Origin of the sequence: Microcoleus sp. B3-D2 (genome assembly GCF_036705345.1) — a bacterium.
In the GTDB taxonomy this organism is placed as follows: domain Bacteria; phylum Cyanobacteriota; class Cyanobacteriia; order Cyanobacteriales; family Microcoleaceae; genus Microcoleus.
Map to the genome: position 1 here is coordinate 18,458 of NZ_JAUBUG010000056.1, position 22,954 is coordinate 41,411.

Here is a 22,954-nt window from a genome sequence, read left to right on the forward strand (position 1 = left end):
GGGGTATCGTCAGTTGGCTCCACTGGCCACCCCAAATGCAATGGTTGATGGCGGGATTAACGGCACTCCTCAGCGCTCAAACAGTAAGGATGCTAATCGTAAAACATACTTTTTCAAGTATTGTATATTTTTTTTTAAGAGAGAGCTGATTTTTATACTTGTTATAATAAAATATTTTGTAAATTCATTCCCTAGAATTATGCGGATTACTGAACTAACTAGACGAAATATTATTGCAGCTCTCTTAGGAAAGAACATCTATGGTAGGCTTGAACTTTTTGATTTTTTAAACCTGACTTGGAACTTGTCAGAAATGCCCTCTACAGATAGTCGATTTGAAAATGCTGCTGGTGAGATCTGGCAACACATGGTAAATAACAATGATTGGGAGGAAGACTATTTATTCTTCAGGTGTCTTGATATTCTTCAATTACCAGATCAGCGTTTTTTACATTTCCTAGAGCAGGTAATACACCCTATTGTTCGACATTCTGAGACTCAAGCGGAGTACGCTGAGCTCATCAATTCATACTTAGTCCATGATGGATATCGACTAAATGCAACAGAGCAGATGTCTGGTTGTCCAGTTTATAAAGCTACTATGCTACAAGGAGGTGTACCTAGTCGAGTTAAGAATTTGATATTTGCTTCAAACGGGCATAAGCCAGAGATTGTCTTGGTTGATGCTGTGAATAATGATATTCAGATTACTCGAAATGAAAAAAACTGCTTAGTTTATGAAGAATCAGTACCATCATCAGGTTTATCCTGGTCTAATTTAGTCCAATGGTGGGCAGCGCTCACTAACACAGATCCTATTAGTAGTGAAACGAAGAAAGCTTTATATGAGCGATTATGTGACTCACTTGAGTCTGAGCCTGAACGTTTATTGTTTAATAGCTATTTTCAAAGAATCTATCCATTGATGCAGGACCCACCAGCTTTAATCCCTCAAATTTATTTGCACTATGACCCCTACACAGTTAGTGAGCGCAATGGGCAGAAAGTGCTACCCCGACAGCGTATGGATTTTCTCTTACTATTACCTAGCTCACAGCGCGTGGTTATTGAAGTTGATGGTAAGCAGCATTATGCCAATAAGGACACAGCAAGTCCTCGCCTCTATGCTGAGATGGTTGCAGCCGATCGTGAATTAAAGTTGAGCGGATATGAAGTGTATCGTTTTGGTGGTTTCGAGCTACAAGGAGATTCCGGGAAGCAAGTTGTAGAAGATTTTTTTCGCAAACTTTTTGTGCGACATGGATTACTTTAGGACTTACGCAAGTAACACAATAGAGGTTGAGAGTATCAAATAATAAGCGATCGCCCTCCTTATGCGAAACCCCACAAACACGAAGTATTATACTGTATAGCTGCACTACAACCCTAACCAACCTCGAAGAGATTGCTCAAGTCGCTCAGCATCAGAATCCGCTAACTTGCCAATTGTCGTTAGAACCAAGCTTTCCTGCACTGTATACAAACCTCGCTTGACTGCTGTAGCCACATTTAACCCTGCTGTTGACCATTCAGCAAGTACGAACTCACCCTCCAGTAAGGATGCAGTTTTGCTTGTCAATGGCACAATCATAATGTCTTGAGATACGTGCGGCGCACTCACAACAATTGCTGGTCTTACCTTAGAACTAGACAAGTCTGAAAAGGGATATCTAACCAAAATTATGTCATTTTTAGAGTAGCTGGGCATAGACATCATCCTCAGTATTATCCCAAACTGTATCTAGTGATGTTTGACTGGCTTGAAGCCAAAACTCACCTTCTTCATCAGGTAAAACTGTTACTAATACTTTTGCCCCTTCGGGTAATTCTGATAACTCCAGCAGTTCAATTTTCCCTTGTCGAACAGTAGCCCAAAGTGTTTTTAGCATATCCACCTCATAAACTGTGCTTTATGCAATTTGCAGATTTCTGGTAGGTTGTCGCACTGAGCGACTAATTACAACCTAACACACATATATCGAGGCAGTATTTAAGCCGGATTTAGGATCAATTTAACACAAGTTCTGGATGTTGTGGCTCAAATAAGGGGCGAGTTACCTGACGCAGCAGCACTGTTTCTAAACTGCCTTCTACTACATTTTCTGCTTCTATTTCTAACTCGCCCCACAATAGCCGATCGCCTTGATTGGGCATTTTACCCAAAGTGTGGATCGCGAATCCGGCGATTGTTTGGTAAGCTTGGTCAGTCGGCAGGTTTAACCCGAGTTTTTCGTTAACTGCTGTCACTTCCCAATTGCCAGAAATTAGTGCCGAATGAGCATCTTTTTGAACGAAAGTGGCCTGGGAAGGTGACAGCAGCGGTTGAGACTGTTTACTGGTAATCCAACCAGTCAGCAGCCGCACGGTACCGTTGAGAATTGCTAACAGCGGCCACAGTAATTTTGAGCAGATTTCGAGGGCCGGCATCAGTAGCAAAGCGGTGCGTTCAGGGGCGTGGTTTGCTAATACTTTGGGAATGAGTTCTCCTAAGACTATTTCTACGTAAGTTACTAAGATAAAAGCTGCGGGAACTGCGATCGAATGAGCCGTCAGCACAGCCGGCAAATGACCGATCGGCAATTTGTCGATCCACGGTTCGATCCAGTGTACAGTCGCTCCCTCACCCAACCAACCCAACAGCAAACTCCCTGCTGTTGTGCCAGTTTGAGTCACAGACAGGTAATGCGGTATGTTGTTTTGAGCTTGGTGGACGAGTTCGGCGGTTTTAGCGGTTGGGCGATCGTCCAAGTGGGCGAGTTGGCGGATTTGATGGCGATCGGCTGATACTAATGCTAGTTCTGCCGCCACAAAAAAGGCGATTAAAAGTGTTAAGCCCAGCAACATTGCTAATCTCAGCATTGTTTGAGCGACTTCTATTTCCAGGCAAGTAAGGTTGTTCAAGATAGATATCTAATATGATAGATGTTTTAGGTTAATTCTTTTATTTTAGCTTGGAATTCAGATAGGTTTATTCCCAGAGATTTCGGATATCCCCACTACCCTTATTCCTAGGTGCGCCTTACCCGTAGAACTTGTAAACTCTTTCTCTTCTCTTCCTTCGCGCCCTTGGCGTCTTCGCGGTTCGTTTTAACTGAGATATTGCACCATTCTCAATTACTGGTTTAGGAACAGGCAAGATGCCTGTTCCACAAAAGATGAATTTTATTGTGGAACAGGCATCTTGCCTGTTCTTAACAATGATGCAAGATGTGAGTTAAAAAAAATCTAATTCACAACACCGGAACTCATTGCTGTATCAACTCTCCCTTACTCCCCGGAGCGAGTTAATTTCCGTAAAAGTCTGCACCGGATCGGACTTCAACCCGCCTTGAATGTAATTCAACTTCACTTCTTCTAACAAATCCGACACCAGCGACTGCAATTCCCCGAGAGTTTTCTCATCTTGCAATTCCCGCCGCAAACTTTGATTAAATTCTTGGCTGAAATTATCTAGAATTTTTCGACCTTTATCGTCTTCATAAGTATTAGCTACCACATCCACAGCAGTTTGAGCCAAATAATTCGCTACCTGTTCCGTCATCTCCGTCGGCAAAATGTTAATCGGAGAGAAATTTTGCAGGATTTGATAAAAATCCGACTGTTTGATGGTTGTTTCCAAATTGTGGTGCAGCAATTCTTCCAAATCCGGTTGCACCTGCGGCAAAACTTTGTAAATTGTCAGATCCAAAATCCGCTTGGTAATTTGTTCGATCGTATTTTCCTGATTGACATGAAGGTAGGGCTGCTGCGCCAGCAACATCTGCGCCGCGTCGCCCTGTTTGATCGAATTTTTAGCTTGATTGATAAACCGCACCATCATGTATTCCGAGATCGTATTGGCTAAATAAGCCACCGGTTCGTAGGTAACTTGAGCAACTGCGCGATCGAGATTCACCAAACCCGACTTGTGAAGGCGCACCAATACTGGCAGAATCCGCCACCCCTGCCAAATCGGTATCACCAGAAACACCTCGTACCAGCGCCTGAGCACAAAATCAAACCAAGTTACCCCCGGTTTACGGCGGGTGTGGAACAGACTTTTAATCAAAAATTCCGCCCCAAAAAAAACGATAAAATACGTATCAATTCGCCAAAACTGGTCAGCGCTTTTCAAATATTCGGGATTAGCTAAACTCGAATCAATGCCTTTTATCGGGTCATAAATTTTAACTAAACCCGGAAAATAGCTCTGATAAACAGGGCGCAACTGAAGGTAATTGAAATGGAAAAGCACCAGCAAGAAATTGACTACCGCTACTAATGCGCTCAGTTTTGCCCAAGAAATTGTTTTTTTGGACGATTTTACATCGGTCTTGTTAACAGTTGTGTGGGAATCTGACATAAAAGTAATCTTCCGAATTTGCTAATTGATAAATCTATCTTGTGGCCGAGGCTAAAAAACTCTTAACCTATTACAATCCCTGGGACGATAAGTATAAGGAAACCAAAGACCGTGAACTTAAAAACAGTCATATCGCTGCTCAAACAAACTTTTACTGAATGGCAAGAAGATAAAGCGCCAACCTTAGCCGCCGCCCTAGCCTATTACACAGTCTTCTCCCTCGCCCCGCTGCTAATTATCGTAATTGCGATCGTCGGTGTAGTCTTTGGTCCAGAGGCAGCCCAAGGTCAAATCGTTGCCCAACTCCAAAGTTTAATCGGCAAAGATGGCGCCCAAACTGTCCAAGAACTCATCCTCAAAGCCTCCGAACCAAAGTCAGGAATGATTGCTACTTTAGTCGGCATCGCTACACTTTTGTGGGGCGCTTCCAACGTGTTTACTAATCTCAAAGAAGCCCTCAATACAATTTGGAATGTTTCACCGCCTCCCGGACAAGGCATCTGGGGATTCCTGAAAGACCGCATATTGTCTTTTGCAATGATTTTAGGCATAGGCTTTTTACTGCTAGTATCTTTAGTAATTAGCGCCGTTTTAGCCGCCGTCAGCTATTGGTTGAACAACTGGCTGCAATTACCAGTCGGCATTTGGCAGATTGTGGACTTTGCTATCTCCTTTGGCGTAGTTACGCTGCTTTTTGCCTTAATTTACAAACTTTTGCCCGATGTCCATCTTGCCTGGAATGATGTTTGGATCGGCGCCGCCATCACCTCAGTGCTGTTTACGATCGGCAAATCCCTAATTGGAGTTTACCTCGGAGGTAGCGGTATCGCCTCTACCTACGGTGCTGCGGGCTCGTTCGTGATTATCCTGCTTTGGATTAATTATTCCGCTCAAATTCTGTTCTTAGGTGCCGAGTTTACCCAAGTTTGGGCTAACAGATACGGTTCCCGAATGCAAGGTTCGCGAAACAATATCCTCAACAGCGAAAACGGAGAATCCTCCGCACGCAAACACCGGAAGAAATCTTAACATTACACAAACGGGAAATTTGAGGTTAAACAAGAATTCCTAGTTTGAGATAAGAAGTAAGAAGCAGAACGCAGAAGGAAGAGGGAAAAAGGCAGAAGGCCGAAGGCGGAAAGAAAGAAAAATTTTCAATGCAATAATTTTGCTTTTTTTTTCTCTGACCCTGTAACATTCTGTCTTCGGGGCCACCTACTTCTGCTTTCTCCAAATCCCTACCAATTTATCCAGAGAAGTAAAAATTATACCTTCGACTGACCTCGCATCTCGAACACCAAGCTGAAAGCAGGTTCGAGTTTTACACCGACCAGAATCCGGCAAATTCCCTTCACCCTCATTAATTTCTATTTAGATTATCTAGAGTTTGAGCTGCTGCACGTCTCTGTCAGCAGAAGGAAGTCGTTTGTCAATTTTTCTCTGCAACTTATCCCTTCAGGATGATTTCCCGATCCCGCATTTTCACTTTAATACAAATTAGCTAGAAGATTCCAGTCCCGGCGCAGCAGCCACAATTGCACTTTCAATCTTCTCCTGAAATATTTTTAATTTTTGGTAAAAAATCATGATTTCATTAACTAAAAAACGCATCGCCCTCATCTCGGTACACGGCGATCCCTCTGTGGAAATTGGCAAACAAGAAGCGGGCGGGCAAAATGTTTACGTGCGTCAAGTAGGGGAATCTCTGGCGAAACAGGGGTGGCAAGTTGATATGTTCACCCGCTCATCCGATCGCCAACAAGCAAGAATTGTACAGCACAGTCCGAATTGCCGAACAATTCGGCTAGTAGCAGGGCCACAAGAATTTATTCCCCGCGATGAACTCTACGGATATTTACCAATCTTTGTTCAAGAATTTCAGAAGTTTCAGTTAGAGTCATATCATTTCCGGTTACACCGGAATGATGTTGACTGTTGACGGTTGACTGTTGACGCCGTGAACAGTCAACAGTCAACCGTCAACAGTCAACTCGAATTTACTATTCCGATGCTAACGGATTTGATATCAGGCGTTCAATATCCGTTAGTTCACACAAATTACTGGCTGTCTTCTTGGGTGGGAATGGAGTTGAAAAAATCGCAACCCCTGCAGCAAGTTCACACTTACCATTCTTTGGCAGCAATTAAATACAAGTCGGTTTCGACAATTCCGATGATTGCCAAAACCAGGCTGCAAGTCGAAAAAACACTTTTGGAAACAGCCGATCGCGTAGTGGCTACCAGTCCCCAAGAAAAAGAACACATGAGGTCTCTGGTTTCCTCAAAAGGCAATATTGACATCATTTCCTGCGGTACCGACACTGAACGGTTCGGCTCGATCGCCCGAGCGACCGCCCGCCGCCACTTGGGAATAGCCCCCGAAACCAAAGTCGTGTTGTACGTCGGCCGTTTCGACCGCCGCAAGGGCATCGAAACCTTAGTCCGCGCCGTCAGTCGGTCAGCGGTGCCCAAAGCCGATTTAAAACTCATAATTGGTGGCGGGTGGCGTGCGGGGGAAAGCGATGGCAAAGAGCGCGATCGTATCGGCAGCATCGTTGAAGAACTCGGGCTGAGCGACATTACCAGTTTTCCCGGCGCCTTGAACAGAGACATTCTCCCCGCCTACTACGCCGCCGCCGATGTGTGCGTCGTTCCCAGCCACTACGAACCCTTCGGTTTAGTAGCAATTGAAGCGATGGCCTGCGGCACGCCCGTAATCGCCTCCGACGTGGGAGGGCTCAAATATACTGTAGTGCCCGAAGAAACAGGTTTGCTCGCGCCGCCGAAAAATGAAGCTGTCTTTGCGGATGCGATCGATCGCTTGTTAGCGGACTCAGTATGGCGCCAGCAACTCGGACACACAGGCCGCCAGCGCGTCGAAACCCATTTCAGTTGGAACGGTATCGCCTCCCAACTGGGTCAACTTTACACTCAACTGCTCGAACAATCTGCCCTTGAGCTTGACCCCGTGAGCGCTTAGTAGTATCACTTAGTATAGTTGAAGCCAGTTTCCCTTGATCCCTGTTTCACTCATCCGTTCTAACTGGGAACCTGCAACTATAAGTGATATCAGGAGGTACTCTTGTACGCGCCAGAACATCTGGGAAGCCATCTGCAACCCATTTCAGACATCGAGCTAATTCGCCTGTGGGTGGAGGGCAAATCCCCCCGCAGCAAGCGCTTTAGCTGGCAGGCGGCCCACCGTTTTCGGCTGTTTGTAGAAAAACCGCTGGCAGAAGTGACTCTGACAGATGTCGAGACTTTCGCTGCCGCAATGAGAGCTCGAAAACTTGCACCCGGTTTCTACAACCAAACCTTGCTAGCGCTGAAATCGCTGTTCGCCTTCGGCCAGCAAACGGGAATCTTGCCCGCAGCCCTCCCTCTGCACGGGTGGCCTGTGCGGCAGCGCAGGCAACTTTCCAAACGCCTTCGTTTTCAACTCTCTTGGGGTTTCTTAATCTGTTTCTGCTTTTTCTTAGGTCGAATGACGCCGAGGCTGCTGTGGGGACAATCGGTCTCGGCAGAAAGCTCGCCCGCCCCGAAACGCCTGCTGGAAGTTGCGGTCCTCGATTCACCAGACAAAGGAGAGAATAAGATCGAGCGCGATCGGGAACCCGAAACTGCAACCCTCAATTCACCAGAGTCCATACAGGATAACAGACTCGATAGCATCGGCCCGGAACGTCGAGTGAAAGCCTTTCTCGACACAATTGCCGCCGCCGAAGGAACCGCTAGCGCCGACGGCTACCGCACCCAGTACACCGGCACGAAATTTGTCAGCTTTCAAGATCATCCGAGGGAAATGAGGTGCGGCCGCCGCTACGGCAAAAAACTCTGTTCCGACGCAGCGGGGCGATATCAGTTTCTCAGCACCACTTGGGACAGATTTGCCAAAAAATTTAGCCTCAGCGATTTCAGCCCCCAAAATCAAGACCTTGTAGCTGTAGAGTTAATCCGAGAAAAAGGTGCATTAGAAGATATAGAAGCGGGTCGGTTGGAGCCAGCAGTCAGAAAACTTGCTTACATCTGGCCTTCTTTTCGGCGTTATGGCGGTTCCGTGGAATCGTCGATGCCCAAACTCGAAGCAATGTACCTGGAAAATTTGGGGATTTACCGGCAAGGATTAGTTGTTAGCAATTAGTGAATAGTCCCAGGACGAGTTTAGATTGGGGTTTGACCATTTTGGATTAAATTTTGACATCCCAAATTGAAAATGAGGGAGTTATGGGTGATGTCTCTTCTTCGGAAATTTAAAAATTAGGCTAATTTTCCATCTTCCATGTGAACGATGCGATCGGCAATATCCAAAATTCGGTTATCGTGGGTTACTAACAAAATAGTACAACCCTGTTCTTTGGCAAGTTGCTGCATCAAATTCACCACTTCGCGACCGGATTTGCTGTCCAGGGCGGCTGTTGGTTCGTCAGCTAGAACAATTTGCGGTTGACTGACCAAAGCGCGGGCGATCGCAACTCTTTGTTTCTGCCCCCCTGACAAGTCATCTGGATAATAGTTAATCCGCTGTTCCAGTCCTACTAACTCTAGCATTTTTGCAGAGCGATCGCGCATTTGGGAACGCGACAAATTCCCGTGAACTTCCAAACCCATTTGCACGTTTTGCAGCGCCGTCAAACTGCGGTGCAAGTTGTGCGCCTGAAAAATATAGCCAATTTTGCGCCGCGCCTTTACCAATTGGTCTGAACTCGCTTTGCACATCTCTTGACCGAGAATTTTGAGACTTCCCGATTGACCGGATCTCAGTCCGCCAATCAAAGTTAAAAGCGTGGTTTTTCCAGAACCGGAAGGCCCCGTCATCAGCACGATTTCACCTGCATTAATTTCGAGATTAATGCCAAAAAGTACCTGTTTTCGCAGTTGACCTTGACCGAAGTAGTGGTCGAGTTGGTGCGCGGAAACTACAGGTGCAGGAATCTGTAATGGGTTGGTTGTTGGGTAGAGAGTAGTAGAGTTCATAACTTTTTGGTTTGAGGTTTTAGATTAAAGAATAAATCGCTTTCGTCGCCGACAAGGCAGAGATAAAACAAGAGAATGATTACAAAAAATATGTCTGTAATCAGGACTTTATAGCAATCCTCAATCATTTGTAAATTTCTTACTCCCTCCCCTTGATAAGGGGAGGGCTGGGGTGGGGGAAAAAATTTACGACTCATTTATGATTGCTATATACAAAATCTGCCTTTAATACCCCCTTTATTCTTTAGTCTGGGGAGGCGGAATTCGTTTGTGTACAAAGGTTTCAACCGCCGAGTCTTATAAACTGATTCATTTTCCCTTAAAACATATCTGCCGGGTCGGCTGCTTGCAGTTTGCGAGTGGCAATTGCTCCAGAAATAGTGCACATAATTACGTTCAAAAGTAATACTATAAATGCTCTAAGCAGCGTCATATAAAGGGGTAAATTTGTAGCTTTGCGAGTTAAAGAGTAGAGTCCGAAAGAGACTCCTACTCCGGGCAAAAAACCGAGGACGGAAAGAATTAGAGCTTCTTCAAAAACGATGCCGAGTAAATAAACATTGCGGTAGCCCATCGCTTTGAAAGTAGCGTATTCTCCCATGTGGTCGCTGACATCGGTTGAGAGAACTTGGTAAACGATAATTACTCCTACTACAAAACCCATCGCGACGCCTAAATTAAAAACAAAGCCGATCGCAGTATTCTTAGCCCAATAGTTTTTCTCAAAATCGATAAATTCTTGTTTGGTTAGGACCTTGACATCCGGCGGTAAGTATGCTTTCAAAACTTGTTGAACTTCCACGGGGTCAGCACCCGGTTGCAGTTGAATTAACCCGGCATTAACACTCGCGGCGTTTTGTCTGGGAAACAGGCGCAGATAATTTTGATCGCTAGTCATCAAAATACCGTCGGCGGCAAAAGATGCTCCAACTGTGAATAAACCGCTGACGTTAATCGTGCGTCGCTCGACCTCAGCTTTAACGGCTTTTCCTCGATCGATTTGCGCGATCGTCCCTTGGTAGTCTCCCCTAGAAGCTCGATCGAACAACACGGTATCCGGCAATTTAATCGCGCTCAAATTTTGGTTAACTTCTGGAAGCGCAAACGCGGGGCGATCGGGATTGAAACCCACCACCATCAGCGACGTTTCGCGCCGAGTTTCGGGATTTTTCCAGTTAGCAATTTTCACGTAAAGCGGCTCGGCTGATTTGACGCCCGGTACGTTCATTGCTTGATACAATCTGCGTCTGGGGAAGGAAGACAAATTAATCAAGTTTCGCGCTTGAGGGTGAATCAAAACTAAGTCTGTTTGCAAGGCTTGATGCAGCCGCGTATTGCTGGTGTAAAGGGCATTTTGAAAGCCTAGCTGCATGAACATCAAAACGTCAGCAAAGGCAATTCCTGCTACTGCAACGGCCATTCGCCCTTTGTCGTGACTCAGTTGCAGCCATCCGAGGGAAGTTCTGCGTCTTAATTGTTGTAAGGGTTTTATGAGTCCAAGCATAGGATTTTTGATTTGGGATTTGGGATTGAAGAGATAGGGCTGATGGTTTACTCTCTTCGTACTGAAAGAATATGTGATTATTGAACCGCGAAGACGCGAAGGACACGAAGGAAGAGAGAGGAAGAAGTAGAGAGTTTTTTACCGGGGAGAAAGTAACATTTTTTACTTAATCTTTAATTTCGCCGATCGCCACTTTGACTTGCAAATTGGTTAATCCCGCTACTTTCTGGCTGGAAGCTGCATCCAAACGCACTTTTACTTCCACAATTCGACCATCAATATTCGCAGAAGGATCGGTGTTAACAATGTTTTGCCGCTGTACTTGCAAACCAATATATTCGACAGTTCCGCGCAATTCGCCGGTCAAAGCATCGCTAGTAATTTTGGCGGTTTGTCCGAGGCGTACTTTGTCCACATCGCTTTCGTAGATTTCCGCAACAGCTAGCATCTCGCTAGTTTGTCCCAATTCGACAATGCCGTCGTTTCCCACCCTTTCCCCCGGATGCGTGTGAATTTTCAGGACTTGGGCGTCTCTGGGAGCACGGATGTAAGCTAGATCCAGATTGGCTTTGGCGCCTTTGGCTGCTGAAGCGGCGGAACTGACTTCGGCGGCGGCTGCTGCTATGTCAACGGGACGCACTTCGGCGATGCGATCGAGATTTGCCGCGGCTTCATTAATCTGCTGTTGTCGAGATTCCTGAATTTGGCTGAGTTTGGCTTGGGCTTCGTTAATTTGCTGTTGGCGCGATTGCTGAATTTGGTTGAGTTTGGCTTGGGCTTCGTTAATCTGCTGTTGGCGGGATTCCTGAATTTGATTCAGTTTTGCCTTTCCTTCGTTGAGTTGCTGTTGAGTTGTTTCGGCGGCGAGGCTTTTGCTGTCGCTAGTTGAGGCGGAAATTGCTCCCTGTTCATAGAGTTGGGAGTAGCGCCGATCCTCGCTTTGGGCGTTGCGGAGTTCGGCTTGTAGGCGGGCAATTGCGGCTTTTTGGGTTTGAATTTCCCCTTGCTGTTCGGCCCTGATGCGGGCAATTGTGGCTTGTTGCGCTGCTATTTCGGTGCTGCGATCGACTTCTAGGCGGCTGACGATCGCCTGTTGCGCTGCGAGCTCGTTGCTGCGATCGGCTAATAAACGGCTAATAGTCGCTTTTTGGGCTTGGATTTCGCCGTTTTTGGCTCCGGCTTTCACTTTTGCTAGATTTGCCTCGGCGACGCGCACTTGTTCTTGAGCTTGGTCGAGGGCGGCTTGCAGGCGATCGCGACTGTCCAAAATTGCGATCGCTTGACCTGTTTTCACTGTGTCTCCCTCTTTCACCAAAAGTCGATCGATCCGGTTTCCTTCCGCGGCACCGGAGGCGGAGACTTTAATTACTTCTCCTCTGGGTTCGAGTCGTCCCAAGGCTGTAACGGTGGTTAATTGGGATGCTGCGACGGCTGCTGCTGCTGCTACTGCGTTGGGATCGGGTATGCGCGATCGCCAGATCGTGTAGCCTGTGGTTCCCCCTGCAGCCAGGGTTGCTACTGCTGCCACAACTAGGAGTTGTTTAACTAGGGATGGAGTTGAGGATAAGCCGTCGGCTGTTGGTTGGTGTACCATGACACACCTCATCATTTAGGTTGGTAAAACTAAACGGTTTAGTTCTAAATTAAATACTAAACCGTTCAGTATAATGATGTCAAGACCCGAAGCAAGAATTACAAAGACAAGCGATGGCCAGGACAAAACCCAGCGAACCAGACAGCGCCGCAGCAAGTGACAAAACCGAGCAAATCCTGCAAGGTGCGATGCAAGAATTTTTAACCCACGGCTACGCCGGCACGAGTATGGACAAGGTAGCGAAGACGGGGGGAGTTTCCAAAGCCACGGTTTACAGCTATTTTGCAGATAAAGAAGGATTATTCGTAGCCTTGGTACAGCGGCTGGCGCGAGAAAAAGTCCATTTTACAGTTCTGGATGAAGAACCGGCCGTAGCGCTGCGATCCGTTGCCACCACTCTATTAGAGCAGGTGACGCAGGAACCTGAATTCCTCAATTTTGTGAGGTTAGTGATTGCGGAGTCGGGGCGTTTTCCCCAGCTAGCGCAGACTTTTGTGAAAAACTTAGCTAAACCGGGAATTGAGCGGCTTACTCAATATTTCGCATCGCATCCAGAGTTAAAATTGCCAGATCCGGAGGCAACGGCGCGGATTTTTATTGGATCGCTGGTATATTTCCAATTAACGCAGCATATGATGCACGGCAAAGATATTATCCCAATGGAGCGCGATCGACTGATCGACGGTCTGCTGCACTTGATTTTATCCGCGCAGTCCAATTCCTAAGTGCGATCGGCAAAATTTAGGAATTTTATTTGAGAACGATCGCAGCCATAAAGAGCGAGATCCCTTTATGGCTGCGATCGCAGGTTTTAATCAGGTGTTTTTCCTAACCTGTCCCTCAATTCCTGAGCCGATAACTGTGGCAGTTGTTCTACAAACAAGGTCAATTCTGCCACAGGCAATGCCAATAAATTAGTAACGGCTGTAGGCAGAAGATCGCCCAATTCAGGCGATCGGATTTGCAACGCACTTTCAGCTAACAATTTAACCGCTGCTTCCCGCCCAGCTTCATCAACTGTCAGCATCGAGATTGCCAGCAACAGCACTGTAAATTCCGCCGCCGCCAACTTGGATATTGGAGATAGAAAAACTGTCATTTTTGGACTTAATTCTCCAAATCTGACTTGCAGAAAGTTTTCTAAAATTAAGCGCTGTTGTTCTTGTCGGCCTCGTTCTAGTCCTTCTTCTAGTCCCTGTTCTAGTCCTTCTTCTCTAGCTTGTTGCTGTGCTGCTTGTATTTGTTGTTGAAAAAGTGGTGCAATGGCCATAATTAACTCCCGCTCTTCTGGCTCTAATTTTTGTGGCGCATCGGTTACTAAATTTGACTGTAACCGATACAGCAATTCTAGCGCGATAATCCGCAACGGATCGTCGGCCGCTAAAGCGCTTAATTGGGAAATAGCCCTTTGCTGCACTCCCCCTTTGCCCAAAATCCTCAACCACAGAGTTTCTGGAGTTTCTGGCAACTGGTGAATCGCCACAATTGCAGTTCGCAAAGATTCACCCAAAAAATAAATTCCCTGCATCCAATTCTCTGTGTCTGGTATCGCATTAAAGCTATCTACCAATGCTTTCGATGCTGTGGGCATCAAAATCCACAGTTTGGGTAACTGAGCCTCATCATAGCGAGTATTTTCTCTCCTAAATTTTCGCTCCAATTCACCTCGCACATCCAATAACTTGCCCAGACAGCTACAAATTTCGCTGACGTTGGCAGGATTGCGAAACGGTTCAAAAATTGCAGTTGTGTTAGCCATTTTTCCCAACAATCCCAGGGTTTCTGAGTATTCGGGAATTGCGGTTCTGGGAGTAAAATAAACATCTATTTCTCGGACTTCGGAAGTCACATCGCGGCCGATATTAACCGTTCCCAGCGGCGAAAGCAATTCCTCCAGGTATTCTTTAGCAAAGAGATCGTGAATAAATCGCGTCATAGAAATTATTTCAAACACTAAATAGATTTTTTAACCGTTTTCTCACCCATTCTACAGGATTTTCCTCCTCTTCTGCTGCATCTACTAATTCCATTTCTCGCAATAATTGCTGTCTTTCGCTTAGTTCTTCTTTGTGTTTGACTATTTCTTTAATAATCTGTTCATATAAATCAGGTCGTTCAGTTAAAACTTTTTGGAAACCTTCTTTATTGATAGCAAACAAAATTGTTTCTTCCAAAGCTCTGACTGAAGCAGTTCTGGGGATTCCCAACATCAAAGAAAGTTCCCCAAAAAACTGACCCGTACCCAGGTTATTCAGGTGTTTGTCAATAGCTTCTACAAAAACTTCTACTGAACCTGAAAGAATCATGTAAAAAGCATCTCCTGGGTCGTTTTCATGAAACAAATATTCTTGCGGTCGCAGCCGTTTGCGGTATCCAACTTCAATCAATTGCCGCAATTCAAGATCCGTCAGATTTTCAAAGTATTCCACCTTTCGCAGCAAACAGCTAAGGGACGATAGCTTTTTCATTTCCTCTCCCAAAATAGGCATTTTTTGCTTTTTTTCAGAGGAAGTCTTCCTGATGTCAATTGCAGTTTCTTTTTGGTTGAACATTGACAACAAAACTTCGGGATTTTTCAAATAAATTTCTCTATTATTGAAGGGGAAGTCGATTTTATGCTGGCGGAAATTGTATTCAATGGCAAAATTCAAAGAACTTTTAATTACTTCTCTTTCAATCGGCCTATCCGTCCAAACTAAAAGTTCAAATTTAAAACTATCATCACCAAACTCGACAAACAATACTTTCGGATTCGGTTCGTATAAAACTCCCGCTTCCGCGTAAGCAATATTTAACAGAGTTTCTGTCACTAACAGCGGGTTACTATTCTCCGCTACTTCTACGGGAACTCGCAGACAGAGTAGGGAGTTTTCGTAACTCCAGTTAACAATTTTGTTGCTAATCATGTTGCTGTTGGGAACTATGACGCTGGAGTCCTCGGTGGTTTGGAGGATGGTCGATCGAATCGAGATTTTTTTGACGATTCCCATTAATCCTTCTAATTCCACGAAGTCTCCGACTTTCACAGGTCTGTCTAACAGCAGCGTTAAGCCGCTGACAAAATTAGTTGTTAAATCTTGGATGCCAAAGCCAATTCCGACTCCCAGCCCCCCCGCAACTACTGCAAAAGAAGCGAGGTTGAAGCCGATGCTTTGGATGGCGACTATCACCCCCAAAGCTACTATTAAATACCCAATAATAACTGCGATAGCTTCCCGGTTCCCCTCGTCAATTCCCAGTTTGACAAGCAAGTTTTCCTTAAGAAAGTTCGTAAAAGAGCGTGCTATGACAAGGATAGCCATGAACAATACAATCAGTTCCACAAGTGACTGCAGCGATACAGGGTTTTCACCTATTTTAAATAGGGTCGCTGTAAAAACTTGGGTAATTTTAAGCAAGATTTCTTCAGGTATTGTATTCAAGTTAAATTCAGAAAGTAATGTTTTTTTAAGTTGTTAAGCAGATTGGAGTAAGGAATAAAATTTTTACTTGTTCGTATAAAAACTAATGCAGACAGTCGTTATTACGAAAAATTAATGTGTTTTTACGATCGTAAAAAACTTAATTTCTTACATAAATATGTCGTTATTCAGACTAAGCCGTTATCCGTATTGCCAATTTCTCGGATATTCGGATATATTGTCTTCCCCTGCCTGCGGTTAGTGTGCCACTTTTTCGCACTAAGCTGTAGCGCATTTAAATTGTATATTGAGGGCGGGCGGGACGCCCACCCCACAAGACTTTAATTTTTTTTGACATACAATTTAAAGGCCCAACAGCTTAGCGGAATCATCTATTATTCAGGCGAACCCTCTACTAACTTTAGTCAACGTTAACACTCTGGGATTTTATCATACTTTCCGCTGATTTGTTGTTGAGGTTCCGTTATAAACTTAAGCAGGAATTATTCAATGACTATTTAAGTGGACAACTCAAATATCCTAGTATTACAATGAGTTTAACTGGTAGGAGAGATCTTGCTATCACTGTGCCAGTTGCGTCTCTATTCTGTATATCTAAGAATATCTAAGTGAAAATTTAACGGATATAGCTAAAATTGAGAACGTTCCCATAATACTTGGCATTCTAGCGACATTGCAGATAAATTAAAACTTAATTGCATTTGTCAATCAGTAAAATTACTGAAAATACTGCTTGTTGAGGAGTGGAAAACTTAGATTTAGGGGTGACTGGGCATAAATAGGGCGCGCGCCGTGATTCGTCGATCGCCCAAATCTAAGTTCTCTACCCAAAACCTGAGTAAATGCTGAGCATAATTGCTTATTGACAAACGCTTCCCTAGCTTATGTTGTCACCAATGTTCTACCAATAGGATTGATTAGGAATAGAATTGATGAGCAATAGAACTGCTTGGCGATACATCCGAAGAATTAACGGAAATATTGTCGCAAGGGATACATATATCGCCGATTGAAAACCGAATGGTCGCCCTACTGAACGTTTTATTAAGTGCCCAAATAGGAGAAAACGAAAACCTTGCGCTCGCACAATTGGAAAGAAGTTCTAGAATTATAGCTGAAATGCACGATCGAACATGAGCAAATTCCCACCAGAGAACACCCAACCGCCACAGCAAGAGAGCGCAACAGCACAGGCATTGCGGCAGGCTCACTTCGACGCTTTTTTTGCAGGTGCCAACGCCGGAATGGTGATTTTTGACCGCCAACTCCGGTATGTCCAAATAAACGAAGTTCTGGCAGAGATCGATGGCATTTGTGTGGCAGACTATATTGGTCGGTCGCTGCCTGAAATGCTGCCAGAATTGGCTCCGACTCTGGAACCGATGCTGCAAGGCATTCTGGATACGGGCAAGCCGATGCTTGACTGTGAATTAGTCGGTGAAACGCCAAAAGAACCGGGCATCGTGCGCTACTGGCAAGCATCTTACTATCCTTTGCGGGATGAAAATGGCATCATTTTTGGTATTGGTGGGATTGTAATTGAAATTAGCGATCGCAAGCGGGCAGAACAAAAGCAGGCACGACTGACGGCAATTTTGGAAGCAACTTCCGACTTAGTAGGAGTTGTGGATGTGACTGGGCATAGCGTCTATCTCAACAAAGCCGGACAGGAAATGCTGGGGATGTCCCCAGAGGAAGCACGATCGCCGTTTACTATAGATTCTGTATTAGCTCCCTCGGCAAAAGCAAAGTTCCACAACGAAATAATTCCCACCGCCTTGCGAGATGGTAGGTGGGCTGGTGAAATCCTCTTTTTGTCAGGCGATGGGGAAGAAGTTCCAGTCTCCCAGGTTTTGATCGTCCACAAAACCGAAGCGGGTGAAGTCGAGTTTATTTCCACTATTGCGCGGGATATTCGCGATCGCAAAAAAGCAGAGGAAGAACGGCAATTGCTTGCTACCACGATCGAGAACAGCCGTGACTTTATTGGGGTTGCCTCAATGGATGGTCGCCCTATACTCGTGAATCAGGCTGGTTTGGATTTGGTGGGACTCAGTAGTTTGCAGGAAGCCAGAACCAAACACATTACCGACTTCTTCATGTCAGAAGATCTGGACTTCGTACAGCAGTCTATTATGCCTGCAGTAATGCAAGAGGGAAGTTGCCGGAGTGATTTCCGCTTCAGACATTTCGTGACAGGTCAACCCATCGCGGTAGATTACACCCTATTTCTGATTAAACATCCAGAGACTAATGAACCCGTAGGAATAGCCACTATTACGCGGGATATTCGCGATCGCAAAACCGCAGAAGATGTCCTCAAACAAAGTGAAGAACGATTTCGTTCTTGGATGGAAGCTAGCGCTCAAATTATTTGGAATACCAATGCTGAAGGCGAACTCGTTAGCGAACAACTCGCTTGGACTGCATTTACAGGACAGACATTTGATGATTACAAGGGATGGGGCTGGCTAGACACGTTCCACTCAGACGATCGCGCTCATGTTGCTAGCGTCTGGTCGGCTGCCTTGGCCAATCGATCGCTCTATGAAGTGGAATTCCGTATGCGTCGCTATGACGGGGAATATCGCTACATGAGTTGTCGTGGTGTACCAATTCTGAACGGGGATGGTTCAATTCGAGAATGGGTTGGGGCTATTACAGATATTACCGATCGCAAACAAGCTGAAGAAGCTCTGCGCGAACAGCAAGCTGCGCTGCGCGATCGCAACGTCTTGCTGAGCTCTATTTTGGAAAGTACGCCAGACATAATAGTTGTTAAAGACCGGGAAGGCCGATATGTTGCCATTAATTCCTTTGTGGCAAACTTCTTCTTTGACGGTAAACCCATAGAGGAGATTGTGGGTAAAGATGATTCGGAACTGATGCCCCCAGAGGCCGCCGTTCCAATAATGGCAAAAGACCGCGAGATTATGGAAGCAGGCACTACTGAAACCTACGAAGAAGAAATTTATAATGGTGAGACCAGCAATTATTTCTTAACCACAAAAGCCGCTTGGCGAGATGGTCAAGGCAATATTATCGGCCTGATCGCCATAGCACGAAACATTAACGATCGCAAACAAGTCGAAGCGGATCTGCGCGATCGCAATGCACTGCTAAACTCTATTTTGGAAAGTACACCAGACTTCATTCTCGTTAAAGACCGGGAAGGGCGTTATGTGGCTCTTAACTCCAATTTGGCAAACTTCTTTGGCAAGCCAATTAAAGAAGTCATCGGCAAAAATGATTTGGAAATACTGCCGCCTGACATTGGCCGTGAAGTTATGGCAAAAGATCGCCACATCATGGCAGCCGGAATCATTGACACTTACGAGGAAGATATCTCTTCTCATTCTGAAACCACTAGGACCTTTTTCACTACCAAGGCTCCTTGGCGGGATAATCAGGGCAATATTTTGGGCATCATCGGCATAACACGAGATATTACCGATCGTAAAAAAGTCGAGCAAACACTCCGCCAAACCCTAGAAATACTCGACTTAGCCAGCGATAGTATCATTATTCGGGACATGGATGACCGCATTATCTACTGGAACCAAGGTGCAGAAAAGCTCTATGGTTGGACAAAAGCGGAAGTAGTCGGGCAGTACATTCACACATTCTTAGAAACCGTCTTCCCTCAACCGTTAGAAACCGTAACGGCAGAGTTTTTTCAGCAGGCAAGTTGGGAAGGAGAACTGCAGCACACCACCAGTGATGGTCGGCATATTATTGTGGCAAGTCGCTGGACATTGCAGCGCGACGGGGAAGGAAAGCCTTGTGCCCAACTCGAAATTAATAATGACATTAGCGATCGCAAACAAGCCGAAGATGCTATCAAACAAAGCGAAGAACGCTATCGTTCGCTAATCGCTGCTACGTCCCAACTTGTCTGGACAGCGGATGCTGAAGGAAGATGCGTGGATCAACCGGGTTGGAGAGCTTACACCGGACAACCCCAAGGTGAGATGGCTGATGGTTTTGGCTGGTTAGATGCAATTCACCCGGACGATCGCGAACGAACGGCTCAGGTGTGGATGGAAGCAGTGCAAACGAAAAGCCTGTATGACGTACAATATCGAATCCGGGGAGCGGATGGGAACTATCGTTATTTTCAACTTAGAGGGGTACCAATTCTGGATGAAGATGGCAGCCTCCAGGAGTGGATTGGCACTTGTAGCGATATCCACGATCGCAAACAAGCCGAAGATGCTATCAAACAAAGCGAAGAACGCTATCGTTCGCTAATCGCTGCTACGTCCCAAATTGTCTGGGTATCGGATGCTGAAGGAAGATGCCCGGATCTACCGAGTTGGAGAGCTTACACCGGACAAACCGAAGCTGAGGTGGTTGGTTTTGGCTGGTTAGATGTCATTCACCCAGACGATCGCGAACGAACGAGTCAGGTTTGGATGGAAGCAGCGCAAACGAGAAGCCTGTATGAAATACAGTATCGAATGCGCGCAGCGGATGGAAACTATCGTTATTTTCAAGTTAGAGGGGTGCCAATTCTGAATGAAGATGGCAGCATCCGGGAGTGGGTTGGTACTTGCACTGATATCCACGATCGCAAACAAGCCGAAGATGCTATCAAACAAAGTGAAGAACGCTATCGATCGCTAATAGTTGCCACATCCCAAATTGTCTGGACAGCGGATGCTGAAGGGCAATGCCCCGATCTACCAACTATGAGAGCTTACACCGGACAAACCGTAGCTGAGGTGCTTGGTTTGGGCTGGTTAGATACAATTCACCCGGACGATCGCGAACGAACGAATCAGGTGTGGATGGAAGCAGTGCAAACGAAAACCCTGTATGACATAGAATATCGAATCCGAGGGGCGGATGGAAACTATCGCTATTTCCAAGGTAGAGGGGTGCCAATTCTGAATGAAGATGGCAGCATCCGGGAGTGGGTTGGTACTTGCACTGATATCCACGATCGCAAACAAGCCGAAGATGCTATCAAACAAAGCGAAGAACGCTATCGATCGCTAATAGTTGCCACATCCCAAATTGCCTGGACAGCGGATGCTGAAGGAAGATGCCCGGATCTACCGAGTTGGAGAGCTTACACCGGACAAACCGAAGCTGAGGTAGTTGGTTTGGGCTGGTTAGATGCAATTCACCCGGACGATCGCGAACGAACGAATCAGGTGTGGATAGAAGCAGTGCAAACGAGAAGCCTGTATGACATAGAATATCGAATCCGCTCTGCGGATGGAAACTATCGTTATTTTCAAGTTAGAGGCGTACCCATTGTGAATGAAGATGGCAGCGTCCGGGAGTGGGTTGGCACTTGCAGCGATATCCACGATCGCAAACAAGCCGAAGATACTATAAAACAAAGCGAAGAACGCTATCGTTCGCTAATCCTTGCCATTTCCCAAATAGTCTGGACAACGGATGCTGAAGGAAGATGCCAGGATACACCGAGTATGAGAGCTTATACCGGACAAACCGAAGCTGAGGTGGTTGGTTTTGGCTGGTTAGATACAATCCACTCGGACGATCGCGAACCAACAGTTCAGGTGTGGATGGAAGCAGTGCAAACGAGAAGCCTGTTTGAGATGGAATATCGAATGCGCGGAGCGGATGGAAACTATCGTTATTTCCAAGCTAGAGCGGTGCCAATTCTGAATGAAGATGGCAGCATCCGGGAGTGGGTTGGCACTTGCATCGATATCCACGATCGCAAACAAGCAGAATTCGTAATGGCAAAAGCCAAGGAAGCCGCAGAAGCAGCTAGTCGGGCTAAAAGTGAATTTCTTGCCAACATGAGCCATGAATTGCGGACTCCGCTGAATGGCATTATGGGCTACGCGCAGATTCTTCAGCGTTCCAAAGTCTTGAATCAAGAAGAGCGATCGCGCATTGATGTCATTTATCAGTGCGGTTCCCATTTACTGACCTTAATCAATGATATTCTCGATTTGTCGAAGATTGAAGCACAGAAAGTGGAACTAATGCCCACGGATTTTCATTTCCCGGCGTTCCTGCAAGGTGTAGCAGAAATGTGTCGCATCCGAGCGGAACTTAAGGGAATTCAGTTTCATTTTCCATCAAGCACCGAACTCCCGATCGGTATTCGTGCGGATGAAAAACGCTTGCGACAAGTGTTATTTAATCTTTTGAGCAACGCTATTAAATTTACGGATCAGGGCAGTGTTACTTTTATAGTCAGTTTTGCAACAGAAGGAAAAATTCGCTTTGAAGTACGCGATACAGGTACCGGCATTGCCCAAGAGCAACTCCAAGCTATCTTTCAGCCCTTCGAGCAGGTTGGAGATCGCAAACGGCAGACTGAGGGCACCGGGCTAGGATTGGCAATTAGCCAAAGGATTGTAGAACTAATGGGCAGTACCATTCAGGTTCAAAGTGAGATGAATGTTGGCAGTATTTTCTGGTTTGATGTTAGTCTGCCTCAAGCCGATGAATGGGTGAAAACGTCTCAAATCGACCATCACGGGCAGATTATCGGCATCAAAGACCGCCAACCTAAGATTGTGGTTATTGATGACAAATGGGCTAACCGTTCGGTAATTAACAATTTGCTCAGTCCGATCGGCTTTGAGGTGTTTGAAGCGAACGATGGGCTTGAAGGCTGGGAAAAAATTATAGAGGTGCAGCCAGATTTAATTGTTACCGACCTATTAATGCCAGAACTAGATGGCTTCGAGGTGATTAAGCGGGTTCGAGAATCGGAAAATTTCAAAGACACCGTTATTATTGTCTCTTCTGCCAGCGTATTTGAAACCGATCAATACAGAAGTTTAGAAGCAGGAGGCAACACTTTTATTCCCAAACCTATTCAGGCAACAGAGCTCCTGCAAAAATTGCAACAGTATCTTGATTTGGAATGGATTTACGAAGCCAATGAAGCTCCACTGGCGATCGCCCCAGACACCAACGAGCTAATTGCCCCGCCTGCTACAGAAATGGAAATTCTATATGAGCTGGCTATGAAAGGAAATTTCCTAGAAATAGTTAAGCAGGCGGTATTACTGGAAGAAATAGATCCCAAATACATTCCTTTTGCTAACAGATTAAATCAGATGGCAAAGGACTTTCAAGACGAAGAGATTTTAACGTTTATTCAGTCCTACAAGTAAGGT

General features: G+C 45.7%; 15 protein-coding genes and 1 pseudogene. 7 read left to right on the forward strand and 9 right to left on the reverse strand.

The window, feature by feature from the left end:
- Nucleotides 1–13 precede the first annotated feature (13 nt).
- A complete protein-coding gene (locus QUB14_RS20280) occupies nucleotides 14–1,273 on the forward strand; it encodes an AbiJ-related protein (RefSeq protein WP_333218756.1) in 1,260 nt (419 codons plus the stop codon).
- 105 nt (nucleotides 1,274–1,378) lie between these two features.
- Here QUB14_RS20280 and QUB14_RS20285 read toward each other — a convergent pair whose 3' ends face one another.
- The 4 genes from QUB14_RS20285 to QUB14_RS20300 form a co-directional block, all read right to left on the reverse strand.
- Entirely contained in the window at nucleotides 1,379–1,708 is a 330-nt protein-coding gene (locus tag QUB14_RS20285) for a type II toxin-antitoxin system PemK/MazF family toxin (protein WP_333218755.1), read from the reverse strand.
- Complete coding sequence (locus QUB14_RS20290) at nucleotides 1,692–1,889, reverse strand: hypothetical protein (RefSeq protein ID WP_333218754.1); 198 nt, start codon at nucleotides 1,887–1,889, stop codon at nucleotides 1,692–1,694. Before QUB14_RS20290 ends, QUB14_RS20285 begins: the two co-directional genes overlap by 17 nt.
- A 118-nt stretch (nucleotides 1,890–2,007) precedes the next feature.
- Entirely contained in the window at nucleotides 2,008–2,901 is an 894-nt protein-coding gene (locus tag QUB14_RS20295) for a CNNM domain-containing protein (protein ID WP_333218753.1), read from the reverse strand.
- Nucleotides 2,902–3,256: 355 nt separating this feature from the next.
- Nucleotides 3,257–4,342 carry a hypothetical protein gene (locus QUB14_RS20300; RefSeq protein WP_333218752.1) on the reverse strand — a complete coding sequence of 362 codons (1,086 nt, stop codon included), beginning with the start codon at nucleotides 4,340–4,342 and terminating at the stop codon, nucleotides 3,257–3,259.
- 111 nt (nucleotides 4,343–4,453) lie between these two features.
- Between QUB14_RS20300 and QUB14_RS20305 the strand changes: the two genes are divergently transcribed.
- The 4 genes and pseudogenes from QUB14_RS20305 to QUB14_RS20320 all read left to right on the forward strand — a co-directional run bounded on the left by QUB14_RS20305 (nucleotide 4,454) and on the right by QUB14_RS20320 (nucleotide 8,483).
- Entirely contained in the window at nucleotides 4,454–5,371 is a 918-nt protein-coding gene (locus QUB14_RS20305; protein WP_333218751.1) for a YihY/virulence factor BrkB family protein, read from the forward strand.
- Between the two features lie 556 nt (nucleotides 5,372–5,927).
- A pseudogene (locus tag QUB14_RS20310) lies at nucleotides 5,928–6,239 on the forward strand (glycosyltransferase); the annotation flags it as partial.
- Nucleotides 6,240–6,344: 105 nt separating this feature from the next.
- Nucleotides 6,345–7,322, forward strand: a complete 978-nt coding sequence (locus QUB14_RS20315) for a glycosyltransferase (protein WP_333218767.1) — start codon at nucleotides 6,345–6,347, stop codon at nucleotides 7,320–7,322.
- A gap of 102 nt (nucleotides 7,323–7,424) precedes the next feature.
- Complete coding sequence (locus QUB14_RS20320) at nucleotides 7,425–8,483, forward strand: glycoside hydrolase family 104 protein (protein WP_333218750.1); 1,059 nt, start codon at nucleotides 7,425–7,427, stop codon at nucleotides 8,481–8,483.
- 116 nt (nucleotides 8,484–8,599) lie between these two features.
- Here the strand turns inward: QUB14_RS20320 and QUB14_RS20325 are convergent, their stop codons facing one another.
- The 3 genes from QUB14_RS20325 to QUB14_RS20335 all read right to left on the reverse strand — a co-directional run bounded on the left by QUB14_RS20325 (nucleotide 8,600) and on the right by QUB14_RS20335 (nucleotide 12,414).
- Nucleotides 8,600–9,316, reverse strand: coding sequence for a DevA family ABC transporter ATP-binding protein (locus QUB14_RS20325; RefSeq protein WP_333218749.1), 717 nt, complete (start codon nucleotides 9,314–9,316; stop codon nucleotides 8,600–8,602).
- Between the two features lie 319 nt (nucleotides 9,317–9,635).
- Complete coding sequence (devC, locus tag QUB14_RS20330; protein WP_333218748.1) at nucleotides 9,636–10,820, reverse strand: ABC transporter permease DevC; 1,185 nt, start codon at nucleotides 10,818–10,820, stop codon at nucleotides 9,636–9,638.
- Between the two features lie 166 nt (nucleotides 10,821–10,986).
- Entirely contained in the window at nucleotides 10,987–12,414 is a 1,428-nt protein-coding gene (locus QUB14_RS20335; protein ID WP_333218747.1) for an HlyD family efflux transporter periplasmic adaptor subunit, read from the reverse strand.
- Nucleotides 12,415–12,527: 113 nt separating this feature from the next.
- Between QUB14_RS20335 and QUB14_RS20340 the strand changes: the two genes are divergently transcribed.
- Nucleotides 12,528–13,139, forward strand: a complete 612-nt coding sequence (locus QUB14_RS20340) for a TetR/AcrR family transcriptional regulator (RefSeq protein WP_333218746.1) — start codon at nucleotides 12,528–12,530, stop codon at nucleotides 13,137–13,139.
- Between the two features lie 86 nt (nucleotides 13,140–13,225).
- Here the strand turns inward: QUB14_RS20340 and QUB14_RS20345 are convergent, their stop codons facing one another.
- A complete protein-coding gene (locus tag QUB14_RS20345) occupies nucleotides 13,226–14,350 on the reverse strand; it encodes a flagellar assembly protein H (protein WP_333218745.1) in 1,125 nt (374 codons plus the stop codon).
- Between the two features lie 10 nt (nucleotides 14,351–14,360).
- Entirely contained in the window at nucleotides 14,361–15,737 is a 1,377-nt protein-coding gene (locus tag QUB14_RS20350; RefSeq protein WP_333218744.1) for a mechanosensitive ion channel domain-containing protein, read from the reverse strand.
- Between the two features lie 1,232 nt (nucleotides 15,738–16,969).
- Here QUB14_RS20350 and QUB14_RS20355 point away from each other — a divergent pair.
- The gene (locus tag QUB14_RS20355) at nucleotides 16,970–22,951 is read left to right on the forward strand and encodes a PAS domain S-box protein (RefSeq protein ID WP_333218743.1); all 5,982 of its coding nucleotides are present in this window, start codon (nucleotides 16,970–16,972) and stop codon (nucleotides 22,949–22,951) included.
- Nucleotides 22,952–22,954: the final 3 nt, after the last annotated feature.

Bases quoted from the DNA above. Each gene is read 5' to 3' on its own strand.
- QUB14_RS20355 (WP_333218743.1), top strand. From the start codon at position 16,970: ATGAGCAAATTCCCACCAGAGAACACCCAACCGCCACAGCAAGAGAGC.
- QUB14_RS20340 (WP_333218746.1), top strand. From the start codon at position 12,528: ATGGCCAGGACAAAACCCAGCGAACCAGACAGCGCCGCAGCAAGTGAC.
- QUB14_RS20325 (WP_333218749.1), bottom strand. From the start codon at position 9,316: ATGAACTCTACTACTCTCTACCCAACAACCAACCCATTACAGATTCCT.
- QUB14_RS20300 (WP_333218752.1), bottom strand. From the start codon at position 4,342: ATGTCAGATTCCCACACAACTGTTAACAAGACCGATGTAAAATCGTCC.
- devC (WP_333218748.1), bottom strand. From the start codon at position 10,820: ATGCTTGGACTCATAAAACCCTTACAACAATTAAGACGCAGAACTTCC.
- QUB14_RS20345 (WP_333218745.1), bottom strand. From the start codon at position 14,350: ATGACGCGATTTATTCACGATCTCTTTGCTAAAGAATACCTGGAGGAA.
- QUB14_RS20285 (WP_333218755.1), bottom strand. From the start codon at position 1,708: ATGCCCAGCTACTCTAAAAATGACATAATTTTGGTTAGATATCCCTTT.
- QUB14_RS20335 (WP_333218747.1), bottom strand. From the start codon at position 12,414: ATGGTACACCAACCAACAGCCGACGGCTTATCCTCAACTCCATCCCTA.
- QUB14_RS20290 (WP_333218754.1), bottom strand. From the start codon at position 1,889: ATGCTAAAAACACTTTGGGCTACTGTTCGACAAGGGAAAATTGAACTG.